This window comes from Kocuria nitroreducens, from assembly GCF_042879195.1.
GTDB lineage: Bacteria > Actinomycetota > Actinomycetes > Actinomycetales > Micrococcaceae > Kocuria > Kocuria nitroreducens.
This window is the reverse complement of record NZ_JBHZTC010000001.1, coordinates 103,772-118,688: the sequence shown is the minus strand read 5'-3', so window position 1 is coordinate 118,688 and position 14,917 is coordinate 103,772. Positions and strand designations below refer to the sequence as shown.

At 73.8% G+C, this 14,917-nt stretch carries 14 protein-coding genes; 11 read left to right on the top strand and 3 right to left on the bottom strand.

What is annotated here, in order from left to right:
* Positions 1-68: 68 nt before the first annotated feature.
* The 9 genes from mnmA (at position 69) to secA (ending at position 11,570) form a co-directional block, all read left to right on the top strand.
* Complete coding sequence (gene mnmA, locus ACFYE1_RS00560; protein ID WP_387738832.1) at positions 69-1,274, top strand: tRNA 2-thiouridine(34) synthase MnmA; 1,206 nt, start codon at positions 69-71, stop codon at positions 1,272-1,274.
* Between the two features lie 10 nt (positions 1,275-1,284).
* Complete coding sequence (locus ACFYE1_RS00555; RefSeq protein ID WP_387738830.1) at positions 1,285-1,686, top strand: chorismate mutase; 402 nt, start codon at positions 1,285-1,287, stop codon at positions 1,684-1,686.
* Positions 1,683-2,729, top strand: coding sequence for a hypothetical protein (locus ACFYE1_RS00550; RefSeq protein WP_387738827.1), 1,047 nt, complete (start codon positions 1,683-1,685; stop codon positions 2,727-2,729). The genes ACFYE1_RS00555 and ACFYE1_RS00550 overlap by 4 nt, the downstream gene beginning before the upstream one ends.
* A 161-nt stretch (positions 2,730-2,890) precedes the next feature.
* The gene (mtrA, locus tag ACFYE1_RS00545; protein ID WP_380214666.1) at positions 2,891-3,574 is read left to right on the top strand and encodes an MtrAB system response regulator MtrA; all 684 of its coding nucleotides are present in this window, start codon (positions 2,891-2,893) and stop codon (positions 3,572-3,574) included.
* A complete protein-coding gene (mtrB, locus tag ACFYE1_RS00540) occupies positions 3,571-5,304 on the top strand; it encodes an MtrAB system histidine kinase MtrB (RefSeq protein WP_387738823.1) in 1,734 nt (577 codons plus the stop codon). The genes mtrA and mtrB overlap by 4 nt, the downstream gene beginning before the upstream one ends.
* Complete coding sequence (locus ACFYE1_RS00535; protein WP_387738821.1) at positions 5,301-6,995, top strand: LpqB family beta-propeller domain-containing protein; 1,695 nt, start codon at positions 5,301-5,303, stop codon at positions 6,993-6,995. The genes mtrB and ACFYE1_RS00535 overlap by 4 nt, the downstream gene beginning before the upstream one ends.
* 94 nt (positions 6,996-7,089) lie before the next feature.
* A complete protein-coding gene (locus ACFYE1_RS00530) occupies positions 7,090-7,890 on the top strand; it encodes a ComF family protein (RefSeq protein WP_387738819.1) in 801 nt (266 codons plus the stop codon).
* 89 nt (positions 7,891-7,979) lie between these two features.
* Complete coding sequence (hpf, locus tag ACFYE1_RS00525; RefSeq protein WP_387738817.1) at positions 7,980-8,666, top strand: ribosome hibernation-promoting factor, HPF/YfiA family; 687 nt, start codon at positions 7,980-7,982, stop codon at positions 8,664-8,666.
* 189 nt (positions 8,667-8,855) lie between these two features.
* Positions 8,856-11,570 (top strand): preprotein translocase subunit SecA, encoded by a 2,715-nt coding sequence (secA, locus tag ACFYE1_RS00520; RefSeq protein ID WP_387738815.1) that lies wholly within the window; start codon positions 8,856-8,858, stop codon positions 11,568-11,570.
* A 30-nt stretch (positions 11,571-11,600) separates the two neighbouring features.
* Here the strand turns inward: secA and ACFYE1_RS00515 are convergent, their stop codons facing one another.
* Positions 11,601-12,122 carry an Rv3235 family protein gene (locus ACFYE1_RS00515; RefSeq protein WP_387738813.1) on the bottom strand — a complete coding sequence of 174 codons (522 nt, stop codon included), beginning with the start codon at positions 12,120-12,122 and terminating at the stop codon, positions 11,601-11,603.
* 70 nt (positions 12,123-12,192) lie between these two features.
* Positions 12,193-12,993 carry a LysM peptidoglycan-binding domain-containing protein gene (locus tag ACFYE1_RS00510; protein ID WP_387738811.1) on the bottom strand — a complete coding sequence of 267 codons (801 nt, stop codon included), beginning with the start codon at positions 12,991-12,993 and terminating at the stop codon, positions 12,193-12,195.
* A gap of 210 nt (positions 12,994-13,203) precedes the next feature.
* On the opposite strand from ACFYE1_RS00510, the gene ACFYE1_RS00505 reads away from it, so the two are divergent.
* On the top strand, positions 13,204-13,767 hold the full coding sequence (locus ACFYE1_RS00505) for a hypothetical protein (RefSeq protein WP_387738809.1): 564 nt from the start codon (positions 13,204-13,206) through the stop codon (positions 13,765-13,767).
* A gap of 27 nt (positions 13,768-13,794) precedes the next feature.
* Here ACFYE1_RS00505 and ACFYE1_RS00500 read toward each other — a convergent pair whose 3' ends face one another.
* Positions 13,795-14,010, bottom strand: a complete 216-nt coding sequence (locus ACFYE1_RS00500) for a helix-turn-helix domain-containing protein (protein ID WP_017833632.1) — start codon at positions 14,008-14,010, stop codon at positions 13,795-13,797.
* Between the two features lie 239 nt (positions 14,011-14,249).
* Here ACFYE1_RS00500 and ACFYE1_RS00495 point away from each other — a divergent pair, with 239 nt between their 5' ends.
* The gene (locus tag ACFYE1_RS00495; protein WP_387738807.1) at positions 14,250-14,903 is read left to right on the top strand and encodes an SAF domain-containing protein; all 654 of its coding nucleotides are present in this window, start codon (positions 14,250-14,252) and stop codon (positions 14,901-14,903) included.
* Positions 14,904-14,917 lie beyond the last annotated feature (14 nt).

The window sequence follows — 14,917 nt, the reverse complement described above, 5'->3', positions numbered from 1 at the left end:
GGTGCACCCCGTTGAAGACACGGACGACCCGATCCCACCCACCTGCGACCCCTGGAGACGATCTCACCGTGCGAGTACTGGCAGCCATGAGCGGCGGCGTCGACTCGGCCGTGGCGGCGGCCCGCGCCGTCGACGCCGGCCACGACGTCACGGGCGTCCACCTCGCGCTCTCCCGGACCCCCGGCACCCTGCGCACCGGCTCCCGCGGCTGCTGCACGATCGAGGACTCGCGGGACGCGTGGCGAGCCGCGGACGTGCTCGGCATCCCCTACTACGTGTGGGACTTCTCCGAGCGCTTCCAGGCCGACGTCGTGGACGACTTCGTCGCCGAGTACGCCGCGGGGCGCACCCCCAACCCGTGCCTGCGGTGCAACGAGAAGATCAAGTTCGCCGCCCTGCTCGAGAAGGCCCTCGCCCTGGGCTTCGACGCCGTGTGCACCGGCCACTACGCCAAGGTCGTCGAGGACTCCGAGGGCCGCCGGCAGCTGCACCGGGCCGCCGACTGGGCGAAGGACCAGTCCTACGTGCTGGGGGTGCTCACGGCCGAGCAGCTCGAGCACGTGCTGCTCCCGCTGGCGGAGACCCCCTCCAAGGCGGAGGTGCGGGCCGAGGCCGCCCGCCGCGGACTGTCCGTGGCGCAGAAGCCCGACTCCCACGACATCTGCTTCATCCCCGACGGCGACACCCGGGGCTGGCTCGCGGAGCGCATCGAGATGGCCGAGGGTGCGATCCGCGACGTCGAGGGCAACGTCGTGGGCACCCACCCCGGGGCGAACGCGTTCACCGTCGGCCAGCGCAAGGGCCTGCGGATCGGCACCCCCGCCCCCGACGGCAAGCCGCGCTTCGTGCTCGAGATCCGGCCGAGAACCAACGAGGTCGTCGTCGGCCCGGAGGCGATGCTCGCCGTCGACGAGCTGCGCGGGATCCGCCCCTCGTGGGCGGGGGTGCCCGTGCCCGAGGCGGCGCCGCTGCTGCGGCACGGTGCCACGGCCGGGGCGGCCTCGTCGTCGTTCCCGGTCATGGCCCAGGTCCGCGCGCACGGGGACCCCGTCCCCGCGCGGGCGCACCTCGAGCTCGTCGAGGGAGCCGGCGGCGCCCCGGAGCCCGAACTGGTGGTCCGGCTCGAGGAGCCGATGCGCGGCGTCGCCCCCGGACAGTCCGTCGTGCTCTACCAGAGCACCCGGGTGCTCGGGCAGGCCACCGTCGACCGTGCGCACTCGCTGGCCCGCCCCGACCTCACCGGTGGCGCGGGCGAGCACGGCGGCGGCCGATAGACTGGCGGGCATGAGCGCACCGCACCCCCACGCCTCCGCCGACGTCCGGGCCCACCACGACTTCGACCCGTCGGCGTCCTCGCTGCAGGGCGAGGCGGAGCCGGGGGTGCTCGCCGAGCTGCGGTCCATCCGCGGCACCATCGACAACATCGACGCGGCCCTGGTGCACCTGCTCGCCGAACGGTTCAAGGCCACCCAGCGCGTCGGCGTCCTCAAGGCCGCCCACGGCCTGCCCGCCGGGGACCCGGACCGCGAGTCGGCCCAGATCGGCCGGCTGCGCGCGCTCGCCGCCTCCGCCCAGCTCGACCCCGAGTTCGCGGAGAAGTTCCTGAACTTCATCATCAGCGAGGTCATCCGCCACCACGTGGCCATCTCCGAGGACCACCGGCGGCAGGACCCCGACGAGTCGTGACGCGCGCTCCCGATCCTCGCCGCACCGACCCCGACGTCCCGCGCGTCCTGGGCACGGCCCTCGGCGCGATGCCCGGCACCGACGTCGTCGAGGCGGTCACCCTGCTGCGCGGCGAGCTCGGCGACCCGCACATCTCGTTCCTGCCCTCCCTGCCCGCCCGCGGGCCGGCCGCCGATGCGGTGGCGCGCACCGCCGCGGTGCTCGACGAGCTCCACGCGGACCGTCAGCCCCACGGACTGCGCGTCTCGGGGGTGCCCGGCAAGGACTCCCGGGCCGCCCGGACCCTGCTGGCCGGTGACGTCAACGTGCTCGCCGACGTGATCGGCGCCGAGAGCGGGCCCGACGACGCCCCGGTCAAGACGCAGCTGCTCGGTCCCCTCACCCTCGCAGCCCGGCTGCACCTGCACGCCGGGGAGCGCGCCCTCAAGGACCACGGGGCCCGCCGTGACCTCCGGGACTCCCTGGCCTCCGGCGTCACCGCGCACGTGCGGGCCGTGCGTGCCGCGGCGGCCGGCCGTGACGTCCTCGTCCAGCTGGACGAGACGGACCTGGAGCGCGTGCTCGCGGGCAGCCTGCCCACGATGAGCGGCTACCGGACCCTGCGGGCGGTGCCCGTGGCGGAGGTCCGGACGTCCCTGCGCACCGTGGTCGAGGCCTGCCGGGAGGCCGGTGCCGCCGCCGTCGCCCTGCGGCTGCCGCCCGGGGTCGACCCCCGGCTGGCCGCGGAGGCGGGTGCCGACGCCGTGCAGCTGACGGCGCCCGAGGGCTCCGCCCGCGCCTGGGAACCCCTCGCCGCGCTGGTGGAGGAGGGCACCGAGCTCTGGCTCGGCGTCGTCCCCGTGCCCCGTGGACACGCCCGTGCCCTCGCCGCGGGCGTGTGGTCCGTCTGGCGGGACCTCGGTCTGCCGGCCGCAGCCCTCGACCGGGTCCGGATCACACCGCGCGAGGAGCTCGACGCCCTGGGCCCCGCCGAGCTGCGCGACGTGCTCGCGCGGGTCACCGAGACCGCCTCCGCGCTGGCCCGGACCGCCGCCGAGGCCTGAGCCCGTCCCACTGGGTGGACAGACACACTCCGCGCCGAGGTGCGGGGCGGGCCGCAATCGGCCACAATGCAGGTGGACCCCGGTCCACCACGACGCCCCGGACGCCCCGGGCCACGGCGGTGCCCGCCCCGGCGGGTCCGCCCCACACCACCGGAGAGGCGATGAACGCGCGAATACTGGTCGTCGACGACGACGCCGCCCTGTCGGAGATGATCGGGATCGTCCTGACCGCGGAGGGCTTCGAGCCCGTCTTCTGCTACGACGGTGCCACCGCCGTGGACACCTTCCGGGCCGTGCGCCCGGACCTGCTGCTGCTCGACCTGATGCTCCCGGGCAAGGACGGCATCCAGGTCTGCCGCGAGATCCGCACGATCTCCGACGTGCCGGTCGTCATGCTCACGGCCAAGTCGGACACCGTCGACGTGGTCCGTGGGCTGGAGGCCGGGGCCGACGACTACGTGCCCAAGCCGTTCAAGCCCGCCGAGCTCGTGGCCCGGGTCAAGGCCCGGTTGCGCCCCGTCGAGCGCGCCAACTCGCAGGAGCTGCGGATCGGCGACCTGACCATCGACGTGAGCGGGCACAGCGTGCACCGCGGGGACCACGAAATCGGCCTCACCCCTCTGGAGTTCGACCTGCTCACCGCCCTGGCGCGCGCACCGCACCAGGTGTTCTCGCGGGAGATGCTGCTCCGCGACGTGTGGGGGTATCAGCACGCCGCGGACACGCGGCTCGTCAACGTCCACGTGCAGCGGTTGCGCTCCAAGATCGAGCGGGACCCCGAGAGCCCGGAGATCGTGGTCACCGTGCGCGGCGTCGGCTACAAGGCGGGCACGTCCGTCCGATGACCCCGCCGGACGCCGCCGCCTCCCCCCGGCGTCGCGGTCCGGCCGGGGCCGCGACCCGACGGCTGCGACTGGGGCGGCTCCTGCTGGCCCGCCGGTGGCGGCAGTCGCTGCAGTTCCGGGCCATCGCCGTGTCCCTGTCCCTCACCGCGCTGGCCTTCTTCGTCACCGGCAGCTTCCTGTCGCACCAGATCGCGGACCGGCTCTTCAACGAACGGCTGGACCAGGTCCTCGCCTCGGCCACCGCGGACTTCGAGCAGGTGCAGGCCAGCTTCGACGCCTCGGACGCCTCCGACCGCGACGAGCTGCAGGCGCTCGTGGCCTCGACCCTCGGCTCGCTCTCGGTCGACGGCGCGGAGACGGAGCGCTGGATCCTGCTCCCGATGGATTTCACGAGCGGGCAGACTCTCATCCCGGCGCAGAGCCAGAGCCCCTGGATGACCTCGAGCACGGTGCCGCCGGAGCTGCAGGAGCGGCTCGCGGAGCAGGACGGCGTGTTCTGGCAGCCCGCCTCGGTCCGGATGACGGAGAACGGGGAGGAGGCCCCCGTCATCGTCGTCGGCACCGTGGTGGACCTCTACCAGAACAGCCGCTACGGGCTCTACCTCGTCTACGACTTCTCCGAGCCGCAGCGCACTCTCGACGCGATGCACGCGGTGCTGCTCCTGTCGGTCGTCGTCCTGCTCCTGCTCGTGGGCGCGATCGTCTGGTACGTCACCCGCGAGGTCGTCCGCCCCGTGTCCAGCACCGCCCGCGTGGCCGAGCAGCTCGCGGACGGCGACCTGGGCGTGCGGATGCCCGTCAGCGGCTCGCACGAGGTCGCCCGTCTCGCCCGGTCGTTCAACCGCATGGCGGACAGCCTGCAGGAGCAGATCACCCAGCTCGAACAGCTCTCCTCGATGCAGCAGACCTTCGTCTCGGACGTCTCCCACGAGTTGCGCACCCCGCTGACCACGGTGCGGATGGCGGCCGAGGTGCTCTTCAACGCCCGCGAGGACTTCGACCCCGTGAACCGGCGCTCCGCCGAGCTGCTCTACCACCAGGTGGACCGCTTCGACTCCCTGCTGGCCGACCTGCTGGAGATCTCCCGCTTCGACGCGGGCGCGGCTCGGCTCGAGGTGGCCAGCGTGGAGCTGTTCTCGGTCGTGCACGACGTCGTGGAGGCCGCCGCCCCGCTCGCCGTCTCCTCCGGCTCCACGGTGCGGGTGCGCTCGGAGCTGTCCCGGTGCACCGTCCAGGGGGACCAGCGACGGATCGAGCGGATCCTGCGCAACCTCGTGGTCAACGCCCTCGAGCACGGTGAGGGCGGCCCCATCGACGTCGTCGTCGGGGCCTCCGACGTGGCCGCGGCCGTGGCCGTGCGCGACCACGGCATCGGGATGACCGAGGAGGAGGCTGCCAAGGTCTTCAACCGCTTCTGGCGTGCGGACCCGGCCCGGGCCCGCACGACCGGCGGAACGGGGCTCGGCCTCGCGATCGCCACCGAGGACACGCGGCTGCACGGGGGCAGGCTCGACGTCTGGGGCGCCCCGGGGGAGGGCGCCTGCTTCCGACTCACCCTGCCCCGGACCCGCGGACGGCGGCTCCTGCCCGACGACGAGAGCCCGCTCGGCCTGCCGCCCGACGCCGATGCGTACCCGGAGACGGCGGTGGTGACGAGGACGGGGACCCTGGCTCTGGCGCCCCCGGCCGCGGGGGCGCAGCCGACCGACGTCGAGGAGGACGGGTCATGAGCGGCATCCGGCGGCTGACCCGCACGGCCGCACTCGTGCTGGCCGCGGCCGTGGCCATCGGCGGCTGCGGCGCCATTCCCCGGACGGGGCCCGTGCACCGGCACGCCGAGCCGACCCGGTCGGCGGTCCAGCCCAGCTACGACGTCGCGCCGGCCGGCCCCCGCGAGGGGGCGACCCCCGAGCAGATCGTGCGGGGCTTCCTCGCGGCGGGGACGGGTGTGGCCGACGACTACTCCGTGGCCCGGGAGTACCTCACCCCGGAGCTGGCGGGCACCTGGCACCCCGACGCGCGCACTCTCGTGCACCGCGGCGACGCCGCGCCCGTGCCACGGCTCGAGGACAACGAGTACCGGGTGAACCTCGAGGTGGACAGCGTGGTGGACGGCACCGGCGTGATCGAGCGCAAGCCGGCCGGCGCCACCGAGGTGCTCGACTTCGACGTGGTCCAGGTGGACGGACAGTGGCGGATCTCCGACGCCCCCGACGCGACAGCGCTCACCCCGGCCGACTTCGAGGACATCTTCGAGCCCCACCACCTCTACTTCGCGGACGAGGACCTGTCCAACGTGGTGGTCGACCCCCGGTGGTTCCCGGACCGGATGCCCGTCTCGACGTCGATCGTGCGGGCCCTGCTCGGCGGCCCCGCGCCCTACCTCCGGGGAGCCGTGACCTCGGCGTTCCCGGCGGGGACCACGCTCGCGCGCTCGGCGGTGCCCGTGCGGGACGGCATCGCCACGGTGGAGCTGAGCGTGCCCGATTTCGACCCCGCGAACATCGAGATCAACCGCCGGATGCACGACCAGCTCTCGCTGAGCCTCAGGTCCCTCACGGCGGTGCACGACGTGGAGCTGCTCGTCGAGGGGGCACCCGTGGAGCTGGGCGCGGGGTGGACGGACACCGCACCGGTGCAGGACGTCACCGTCCCGTCCCGTCAGGTGGGGCTGCGCGACGGCGAGCTCGTGTTCTACCAGGGCGGCCAGACGGAGAGCGTGGACGGGATCCCGCCGCTGGACGACCACCACCCGTCCAGTCCCGCGATGGACGCCGCCGCCGAGCACTTCGCGTTCGTAGACACGAGCACGGGCTCGCTGGTGACCGTGGCACGGGACGAGCCGCCCGTGGAGCGCTTCAGCGGGACCGGCCTGACCCGCCCGAGCTTCGACGAGCACGGTTGGGTGTGGACCGGGGACTCCGCCGGGACCGCCCGGGCCGTGGGCACCGGCCCGGGCGCCGGAGACCCGGTGCGCGTCGAGGCCTCGTGGCTGGCGGCGCGGACCGTGACCTCCCTGCGGATCTCGCGCGGGGGCACGCGCGCGCTCGTCGTCACCGAGGACGACGGGGTCGCCCAGATCTGGCTGGCCGGCGTGGTGCGCGAGCCCGACGGGACGCCGCGCCGGCTCAACGAGCCGTTCCGGGTGGCCGCGGACGTCGACGTGGACGCGGCCCTGTGGCTCAGCGACCGGGAGTTCGTCGCGGCCCCGCTCGGCGGCACCGACTCCGTCCGGCCCCGCGTCTACGACGTGTCCGGCCGATTCCGCGAGCTGCCCGGCATCGAGGGCCTCACCGGGCTCAGCGGGGGCAACGGCCCGTCCTCCGTCTACGCCGTGGCCGGCGGCACCCTGCACATGCTCACCGGCAACGCCTGGGCGCCGCAGAGCGAGGACGTGCTGGACACGGCGTTCGCCGGCTGACGACCCGCCGGACCCGGCCACGGTCCACAGCCCCGGCAGTCCGGACCGAAAGCGGCGCCCGTCCGGGCCTGCGGGCACGGGCCAGGATGGGCCCATGTCCGCGACCCCGTCCACCGCCCGCGCGCTCGACCGGACGGCCGCACGCGCCCTCGGCCGTCTGGCCGAGGCCGCGGAGGTCCTCCTCCCCGTGGAGTGCGCCGTGTGCCGTGCCCCGGGTGCAGCCCTGTGCCGTGCCTGCCGCCTGGTGCTGCGCCGGTCCTGCGCCCGTCCCTTCGAGGCGTCCTCGGCCGCGCCGCTGCTGGACCCGCCGCTGCCGGTCGTCGCCGCCGGGCGCTACGCCCACGGACTCGCCACGTGCCTGCTCGCGCTCAAGGGCACCGGGCGCACCGACCTGGTCCCCGTGCTCGCCGCCTGCCTGGCCACGGCCCTGCACGCGGCCGCGCCGGACTGGCCGCCCGGACCCGTGCTGCTCGTCCCGGTGCCGACCAGTCCCGCGGCACTGCGGCGCCGCTGGTTCGACCCCGTGCGCCTGCTGCTGGAGGACTGCGCGCGCCGCGGCGTGCTCCCCGCCGGCACGGTCGTGAGCCGTGGGCTGCGGCACCGCGCGACCGGGACCCTGCTGACCGGGCCGGCGCAGAAGCGACTGGGCGCCGCGGGACGGCGGGCCCGGCCCTCCGGGTCCCTGCGGTGCACCGCGGCCCCCGGCGCCCGGTGCGTCGTCGTCGACGACGTGCTGACCACCGGCGCGACCCTCGCGGAGGCGGCCCGCGCCCTGCGGGCAGGTGGGGCGGAGGTGGCCGGTGCCGTGGTGCTCGCCGCCGTGCGCCCTCCGGTGGTTCCGCTCACCGCTGATTCAGGACCGGCCCGGCGGGGGCCTGGTGTACATCCCGTGTGATTCAACTAACGTTGAGTCACGGGACGCAACAATCCTCCCGGGTGGGCGGCCCCGTCCGCCCACGTCACCCCCGAGATTTGGAGGGCATCATGGAACTGAACGTCATGGGACGCAACGTCGCCGTACCGGAGCGGTTCAAGGAGTACGCCGCCGAGAAGGTCGTCAAGTTCGAAGAGCTGGGCGAGAAGGTCCAGCGCATTGATGTCAAGGTCACCAAGGACCACGCACTGCCCGGCCACCAGGGCATGGGCGTGGAGATCACGGTCTCCGGCCGCGGCCCCGTCCTGCGGGCCGAGGCCCGCGGCGACGACAAGTTCGCCGCCTTCGACGAGGCCTACAGCAAGCTCCTCGAACGCCTGCGCCGGGCGCGCGACCGCCGCAAGGTGCACCGCGGCGCCCACCGTCCCACGGCCGTTCACGAGGCCACCGGCACCCTGCCCGTGGTCCCGAGTTCCGGACCCATCTACACGACCGCCGCGGAGCTGGCAACCGCCGAGCAGGAGGCCTTCGACCAGAGCGTGAGTCTCACCGACGCGGTCACCCCCGTCGAGATCCGGCGCAAGCGGTTCCCGGCCTCCGAGCTGAGCGTCGACGAGGCCGTCGACCACATGGAGCTCGTCGGCCACGACTTCTACCTGTTCGTCGACCGGGAGACCGGCGAGCCCTCCGCCGTCTACCGTCGCAAGGGCTGGAGCTACGGCGTCATCAGCCTCAGCGAGAACGGCGAGGAGTCCGAGGAGAGCGTCCGGGCGTACCAGACCGAGCCCGCCTCCTGACCGCACCCCCGCGACCACGGGTCCGTCCGGCTGGGTGCCGGCCGGGCCCCGCCCCGGAAGAGCCCGGTGGTTGCGGCCACCGGGCTCCTCCGCGCCCGGAGACCGGCACCGGCTCCCGTAGACTGGAGAAGGTGCCGGATACCCCCCATCAGTCCCAGCACGGCAGTCGAACACGAGGAGCGTGTGCACGTGGCGTCATTCCTGGAGAAAGTCCTCAGGACCGGAGACAAGAAGGTCCTGACGAGGCTGCGGTCCTACACGACCGCCATCAACAGCCTCGAGGACGGCTTCCGGGAGCTCAGCGACGCGGAGCTCCGAGCCGAGACGGACGCGTTCCGCGCCCGTGTCGCCGACGGCGAGTCCCTGGACCGGCTGCTGCCCGAGGCCTTCGCCGTGGTCCGGGAGGCCGCGTCCCGCACCCTGGGCCAGCGCCACTACGACGTCCAGCTGATGGGCGGCGCCGCCCTGCACCTCGGGAACATCGCCGAAATGAAGACCGGCGAGGGCAAGACCCTCGTCGCCACGGCCCCCGCCTACCTCAACGCCCTCTCCGGCCAGGGCGTCCACGTCGTCACCGTGAACGACTACCTGGCCGAGTACCAGGCCAACCTCATGGGGCGCGTCTACCGTTTCCTGGGCATGGAGACCGGCGTGGTGCTGGCCAACCAGGACCCGGCGTCCCGGCGCCGGCAGTACGTCGCCGACATCACGTACGGCACGAACAACGAGTTCGGCTTCGACTACCTCCGCGACAACATGGCGTGGAGCCCCGACGAGCTCGTGCAACGGGGCCACAGCTTCGCGATCGTCGACGAGGTGGACTCCATCCTGATCGACGAGGCCCGCACCCCGCTCATCATCTCCGGGCCCGCCTCCGGCGAGGCCAACCGCTGGTACACCGAGTTCGGCCGCCTCGTCCAGCGGCTCGACGCGGGCACGGACTACGAGGTGGACGAGAAGAAGCGCACCGTCGGCGTGCTCGAGTCCGGGATCGAGAAGGTCGAGGACTGGCTCGGCATCGACAACCTCTACGAGGCCCAGAACACGCCGCTCATCGGGTTCCTCAACAACGCCATCAAGGCCAAGGAGCTCTTCCGCGCCAACAAGGACTACGTGGTGCTCAAGGGCGAGGTCATGATCGTCGACGAGCACACCGGACGCATCCTCGCCGGCCGCCGCTACAACGAGGGCATGCACCAGGCCATCGAGGCGAAGGAGGGCGTCGAGATCAAGGCGGAGAACCAGACCCTCGCCACGGTCACCCTGCAGAACTACTTCCGCCTCTACGACAAGCTCTCGGGCATGACCGGCACCGCCGAGACCGAGGCCGCCGAGTTCATGAACACCTACGGGCTGGGCGTCGTGTCCATCGAGACCCACCGTCCCCTCGTCCGCATCGACCGCTCCGACCTGGTCTACAAGAACGAGGTCGCGAAGTTCGCCGCGGTGGTCAAGGACATCGAGGAGCGGCACGCGGAGGGCCAGCCGGTCCTCGTGGGCACCGTGTCGGTCGAGAAGAGCGAGTACCTCTCGAAGCTGCTCGCCCAGCGCGGCGTCCGCCACGAGGTGCTCAACGCGAAGAACCACGCCCGGGAGGCAGCGATCGTCGCGCAGGCCGGCCGCAAGGGAGCGGTGACCGTGGCCACCAACATGGCCGGCCGCGGCACCGACATCATGCTCGGCGGCAACGCCGAGTTCAACGCCGTGGACCGGATGCGGGAGAAGGGTCTGGACCCGCAGCGGGACGCGGAGGAGTACGAGCGCCTGTGGCCGGACGTGGTGGCCGCCTGCGAGGAGGAGACCCGCGCCGAGCACCAGGAGGTGGTCTCCGTCGGCGGTCTTTACGTCCTGGGCACCGAGCGCCACGAGTCGCGGCGCATCGACAACCAGCTGCGCGGACGCTCCGGGCGTCAGGGGGATCCGGGCGAGTCCCGGTTCTACCTCTCCCTCGCGGACGACCTCATGCGGCTGTTCAACGCCGGTGCCGCCCAGCGGCTCATGGCGGGGGCGCCGGACGACACCGCTCTCGAGCACAAGATCGTCTCCCGCGCCATCGCCTCGGCACAGAGCCAGGTCGAGGGGCGCAACGCCGAGCAGCGCAAGAACGTCCTCAAGTACGACGACGTCCTCAATCGCCAGCGCGAGGCGGTCTACCGCGACCGCCGCCGGGTCCTCGAGGGCGACGACCTCCAGGGGCAGATCGCCCAGTTCGTCGACGAGGTCGTCACCTCCACGGTCGTGGACCGCACGGCGGTCGGCCACCCCGAGGACTGGGACCTGGACGGCCTGTGGGAGGCCCTGCGCACCATCTACCCCGTGACCCTGTCGGTCGACGAGGTCGTGGAGGAGGCCGGGGGGCGCACGCGGCTCACGGCGGAGTTCCTGCGCGAGCAGATCCTCTCCGATGCCCGTCTCGTCTACGACCAGCGGGAGGAGGAGGTCGGCGCGGAGGCCATGCGCAACCTGGAGCGGCGCGTGCTGCTGTCGGTCATCGGGCGCAAGTGGCCCGAGCACCTGTACGAGATGGACTACCTCAAGGAGGGCATCGGCCTGCGCGCCATGGCCCAGCGCGATCCGCTCGTGGAGTACCAGCGCGAGGGCTACGCGATGTTCCAGGAGATGATGGGCGCGATCCGCGAGGAGACCGTCTCGACCCTGTACCGGATGGAGATCCGCCGCCAGCGCGTGGGCGCCGACGGCGGACCCGTCGACCTGCAGATCCCGCGTCAGCCCAGCTTCCTCCAGTACACCGCACCCGCGGAGACCGGCGGCACGCAGACCCGCACGGAGCCCACTGCGGCGGCTCGCGGGGCGGACGAGGCGGACGTCGCCGAGGCCACTCCCAACCGGTCCGGGCGCCGGGCCCGCGCCCGGGCCGGCACCGCCGACTCCTCCGAGGGCTGAGCCCGCCCGGACGGGTCGACGGCGGGCTGCTCAGCCGACCTCGAGCTGCGTGACGCTCCAGCCCCGGCCCAGGCGCTCCACGCGCATGGCCACGGCCCGGTTGCGCCGAGGTTCGACCACCACCAGGGCCACCTCGTAGACCCCGCGGTCCACCCGGCAGACCCGGCACCTGCGCACGTGCGGATTGCGGTGCAGCTCCTGCAGTGCGGCCTTGCCCTCGAACTGCTCCTGCAGCAGCCGGAGCATGTCGGCGCGCTGCTGGAAGCGCTCCACGACCTCCGGCGTGGTCCAGCGGCTCAGCTGCGCCGCCGGACGGCTGCCGCCCAGCACCTCCACGGCCGCCTGGCCGATGGACCGGGCCAGCGCCGTGACCCGGCCCAGCTCGTCCTCGGCGTCGTGGCTCAGCACGCGCGTGGCGCCCCACGTGTAGCCGCCCGGGGCCGTGGGCGGGGCCGGCCGCCCACGGCGGACCGGGGGACCTGCTGCCGGGCGTCCGCGCTCGGGCGCGAGCGGACGGGCAACCGGGTCGGGACCGGCGGCGGGTGCGTTCATGACGGGCCTCCTGGGAAGGGTGCTGCGGTGGGTCGCGGATCGGGTGCTTCGGAGCCGGGACGGGGGCGGGTCAGAGGCCTCGGAGCTCGGGCGCCTGCAGCCGCTGGCCCGGCAGAAGCTGATGCGGCCCGTCCGCGAGCACGTGCCGGTTCAGCTCGTACCAGCCGGGCCACGCGCGGGCGACCTGCTCGTCGGAGGCCTCCGGCCCCAGGTGGGCGGCGGCCAGGGACCACAGGGTGTCCCCGCGCACGACCGTTACGGCGCCGTCCACCGTGCGCTCCGCCGTCGACGACCCGGTCCGTTGGAGGCACGGCTCCGTCGCCGCGTGGGGTGCAGGAGCGAGTACCCCGTCCGGACCGGGTCCGAGGTCGGACCCGGACCCGGGGCCGGAGGCCGGCTCGGGCGCCGGGTCCGGCGCCCCCGGAGCGGGAGGAGGCGCGTCCGGGGCCGAGGTCGCAGCCTCCTGGGCGGACGCCCCGGCGCCCCAGAACGGGGAGGGCGTGTCGTCGGCGACCGCCCCCGGGGCCGCGAGAAGCTGCAGGCCCAGGGCCGTGGCCGCCGCGCGGCGCAGCAGGGCGGGAGAGCACCGACCGCAGATCCGCGCCAGGCGCTCCCGGCGGTGGTGACGGGCCAGCACCGCGAGCATCGCGAGGACGGCGGCGAGGACCCAGACCACCACCACGGCGCAGCCGGTCGCGGCCGCCACCAGTCCGATCAGCGCCCCGGTGCCCGAGCTCCCGGCGAGGCCGCCGCCGCCAGCGCCGGCCAGGGCGGCGCCGCAGGCCCCGGTGGCCGCACCCAGGGCGGGGACCAGGAGCACCGACCACAGCGGAGCGGCGGCGAGGCGCGAGGATTCCGAGGTGCCGGTCATGTCTCCTCCTCATCCGTGAAATGTGATGTCGTTTGATAGTTTTTGATGTCGTTTGATTCCTTTGGGCAGTCTTAGCACCGCCGCACGGCCGTTGTAAAGGACTCCGCTCCCGGCGGTGGACATGACCTTCCTTGACGGCCATGAGCCGGACGCCTACGTTGAGGCCCTGCGCGACCGGACGGCCCGGGAGCCGGAAGGGGAGGCCTTGCAGTGCGCTGGGAGCAGCTGTTCGCGGACCTGGAGGCGCAGTTGGCCTCCGCCCACCAGCAGGGTGTGGAGGAGGAGGCCGCGGAGCAGGCCCGTGCGGAGTACTCGCGGGTGCGCCTGGCGGACCGGCTGCGCCTCCGGCAGGGTGAACCCGTCCGGGGCCTGCTGGCGGGGTCCGTGCCGGTCGAGGGCCGGGTGCGCACGGTGGGCGCAGGCTGGGTCGCCCTCGAGGACCGGGGCATCGAGCACCTGGTCCCCCTGGGGGCCGTCCTGTGGTGGGAGTCCCTCGGCCGGGGGTGGGTGCCCGGTGACGACCCGGTCGCCCTGAAGCTCGGCCTGGGACACGCGCTGCGCGCCCTGGCCCGCGCCAGGGCCGGAGTGCGGATCCGGCTCGCCGGGGGAGGGCCGCTGGGCGAGCTCGACGGGACGGTCGACCAGGTGGGCGCCGACTTCTTCGATCTGGCCCTGCATCCCGACGACGACTACCGCAGGCGGAGCAGCGTGACCGCGCTGCGCGCCGTGCCGTTCCCCGCTCTGGTCTGCGTCTCCTCGCTCGCAGCGGGATGAGATGGTCGTCGGCGCCGTCCCGGTGCCTCAGTCGAGTGCGCCCGAGCGCACCGCCTCCGCCGTTCGCTCGTACCCGCGGGCGATGTACTCCTCCAGCTTGGCGGTCTCGACGCGCCACTGGCCGCGTCCGCCCACCTGGATGGCGGGCAGCTCCCCGCTGCGCACGAGAGCCCTCGCCTGCGTCGCCGAGATGTTGAGGATCTCTGCGACGTCCGCCAAGGTCAGGAAGCGCTGCTGCGCCATCCTCCGCCTCCTTGCTCGTGGTTGCACTCCCGTTCCAGTCTGCCACCGAACGGGCGCAGCGGCTCCCCGTCCACAGGCGTCGACGGCACCGCCCGGCAGGGTCGGGCACCGGGGCCGAATCGGAGATCCTGTCCCCAGTTGTGCACCGACCGGTTCCCGGGCACCGCACCCGCGGGCAGAATGTGGGCGACGAGCGCGGTCCCGACGGCCGTGCCGACCAACGAGAGAGGCGGTCGCCGATGAGCGGCACGGTCAGGGGCACGGACGCTCCGTCGGCCCGGTTCCGAAGACCGACCTGGCGGGACCCGAGGCTGCTCACCGGGCTGCTGCTCGTGCTGCTCTCCGTCGCCGGGGTGACCGCCGTGGTCACCGCCACGAACCGGACGGACCCCTACTTGGCGGCCGCCCGGGACATCGAGGTCGGGCAGGACGTGACCGCGGAGGACGTCGTGGCCGTCGACGTCCGGTTGCAGGACGCGGCGGACCAGTACGTACCGGCGGACGCCGCGCCCGGACCGGGTACGGTCGCGACCCAGCGGATCCCGGCGGGCCAGCTGCTGCCGGGGACCGCGCTGGGCACCGCGGACCGTCTGGACCGCAAGCCGGTCGCCGTCCCCGTGGACCATCCGCTGCCCCTGGACGCCGGGGCGGGGTCCCGCGTGGACGTCTGGGTCGCCGCGCAGAAGCCCTCCGGCCGCGGCCACGAGCCCGCGCGTCTGCTGCTTCCCGCCGCCGAGATCGCGGGCGTGCAGGCCGAGGAGACCGCCCTCGGCGCGGGCCGCGGCACCGTGGTGCACGTGTTGGTCGAGGACGATCCCATGGAGGACCTCGTGGACGCGCTCGGCAACGACGCCCGCGTCACGCTCGTGTGGAATCCCGCGGGCGGCCGGTGATGGTTCTCCCGGTC

Excerpts from the sequence above, each read along its gene's own strand:
- ACFYE1_RS00555 (WP_387738830.1), top strand. The coding sequence starts at position 1,285 with ATGAGCGCACCGCACCCCCACGCCTCCGCCGACGTCCGGGCCCACCAC.
- mtrA (WP_380214666.1), top strand. The coding sequence starts at position 2,891 with ATGAACGCGCGAATACTGGTCGTCGACGACGACGCCGCCCTGTCGGAG.
- mtrB (WP_387738823.1), top strand. The coding sequence starts at position 3,571 with ATGACCCCGCCGGACGCCGCCGCCTCCCCCCGGCGTCGCGGTCCGGCC.
- ACFYE1_RS00535 (WP_387738821.1), top strand. The coding sequence starts at position 5,301 with ATGAGCGGCATCCGGCGGCTGACCCGCACGGCCGCACTCGTGCTGGCC.
- ACFYE1_RS00530 (WP_387738819.1), top strand. The coding sequence starts at position 7,090 with ATGTCCGCGACCCCGTCCACCGCCCGCGCGCTCGACCGGACGGCCGCA.
- hpf (WP_387738817.1), top strand. The coding sequence starts at position 7,980 with ATGGAACTGAACGTCATGGGACGCAACGTCGCCGTACCGGAGCGGTTC.
- ACFYE1_RS00515 (WP_387738813.1), bottom strand. The coding sequence starts at position 12,122 with ATGAACGCACCCGCCGCCGGTCCCGACCCGGTTGCCCGTCCGCTCGCG.
- ACFYE1_RS00510 (WP_387738811.1), bottom strand. The coding sequence starts at position 12,993 with ATGACCGGCACCTCGGAATCCTCGCGCCTCGCCGCCGCTCCGCTGTGG.
- ACFYE1_RS00500 (WP_017833632.1), bottom strand. The coding sequence starts at position 14,010 with ATGGCGCAGCAGCGCTTCCTGACCTTGGCGGACGTCGCAGAGATCCTC.
- ACFYE1_RS00495 (WP_387738807.1), top strand. The coding sequence starts at position 14,250 with ATGAGCGGCACGGTCAGGGGCACGGACGCTCCGTCGGCCCGGTTCCGA.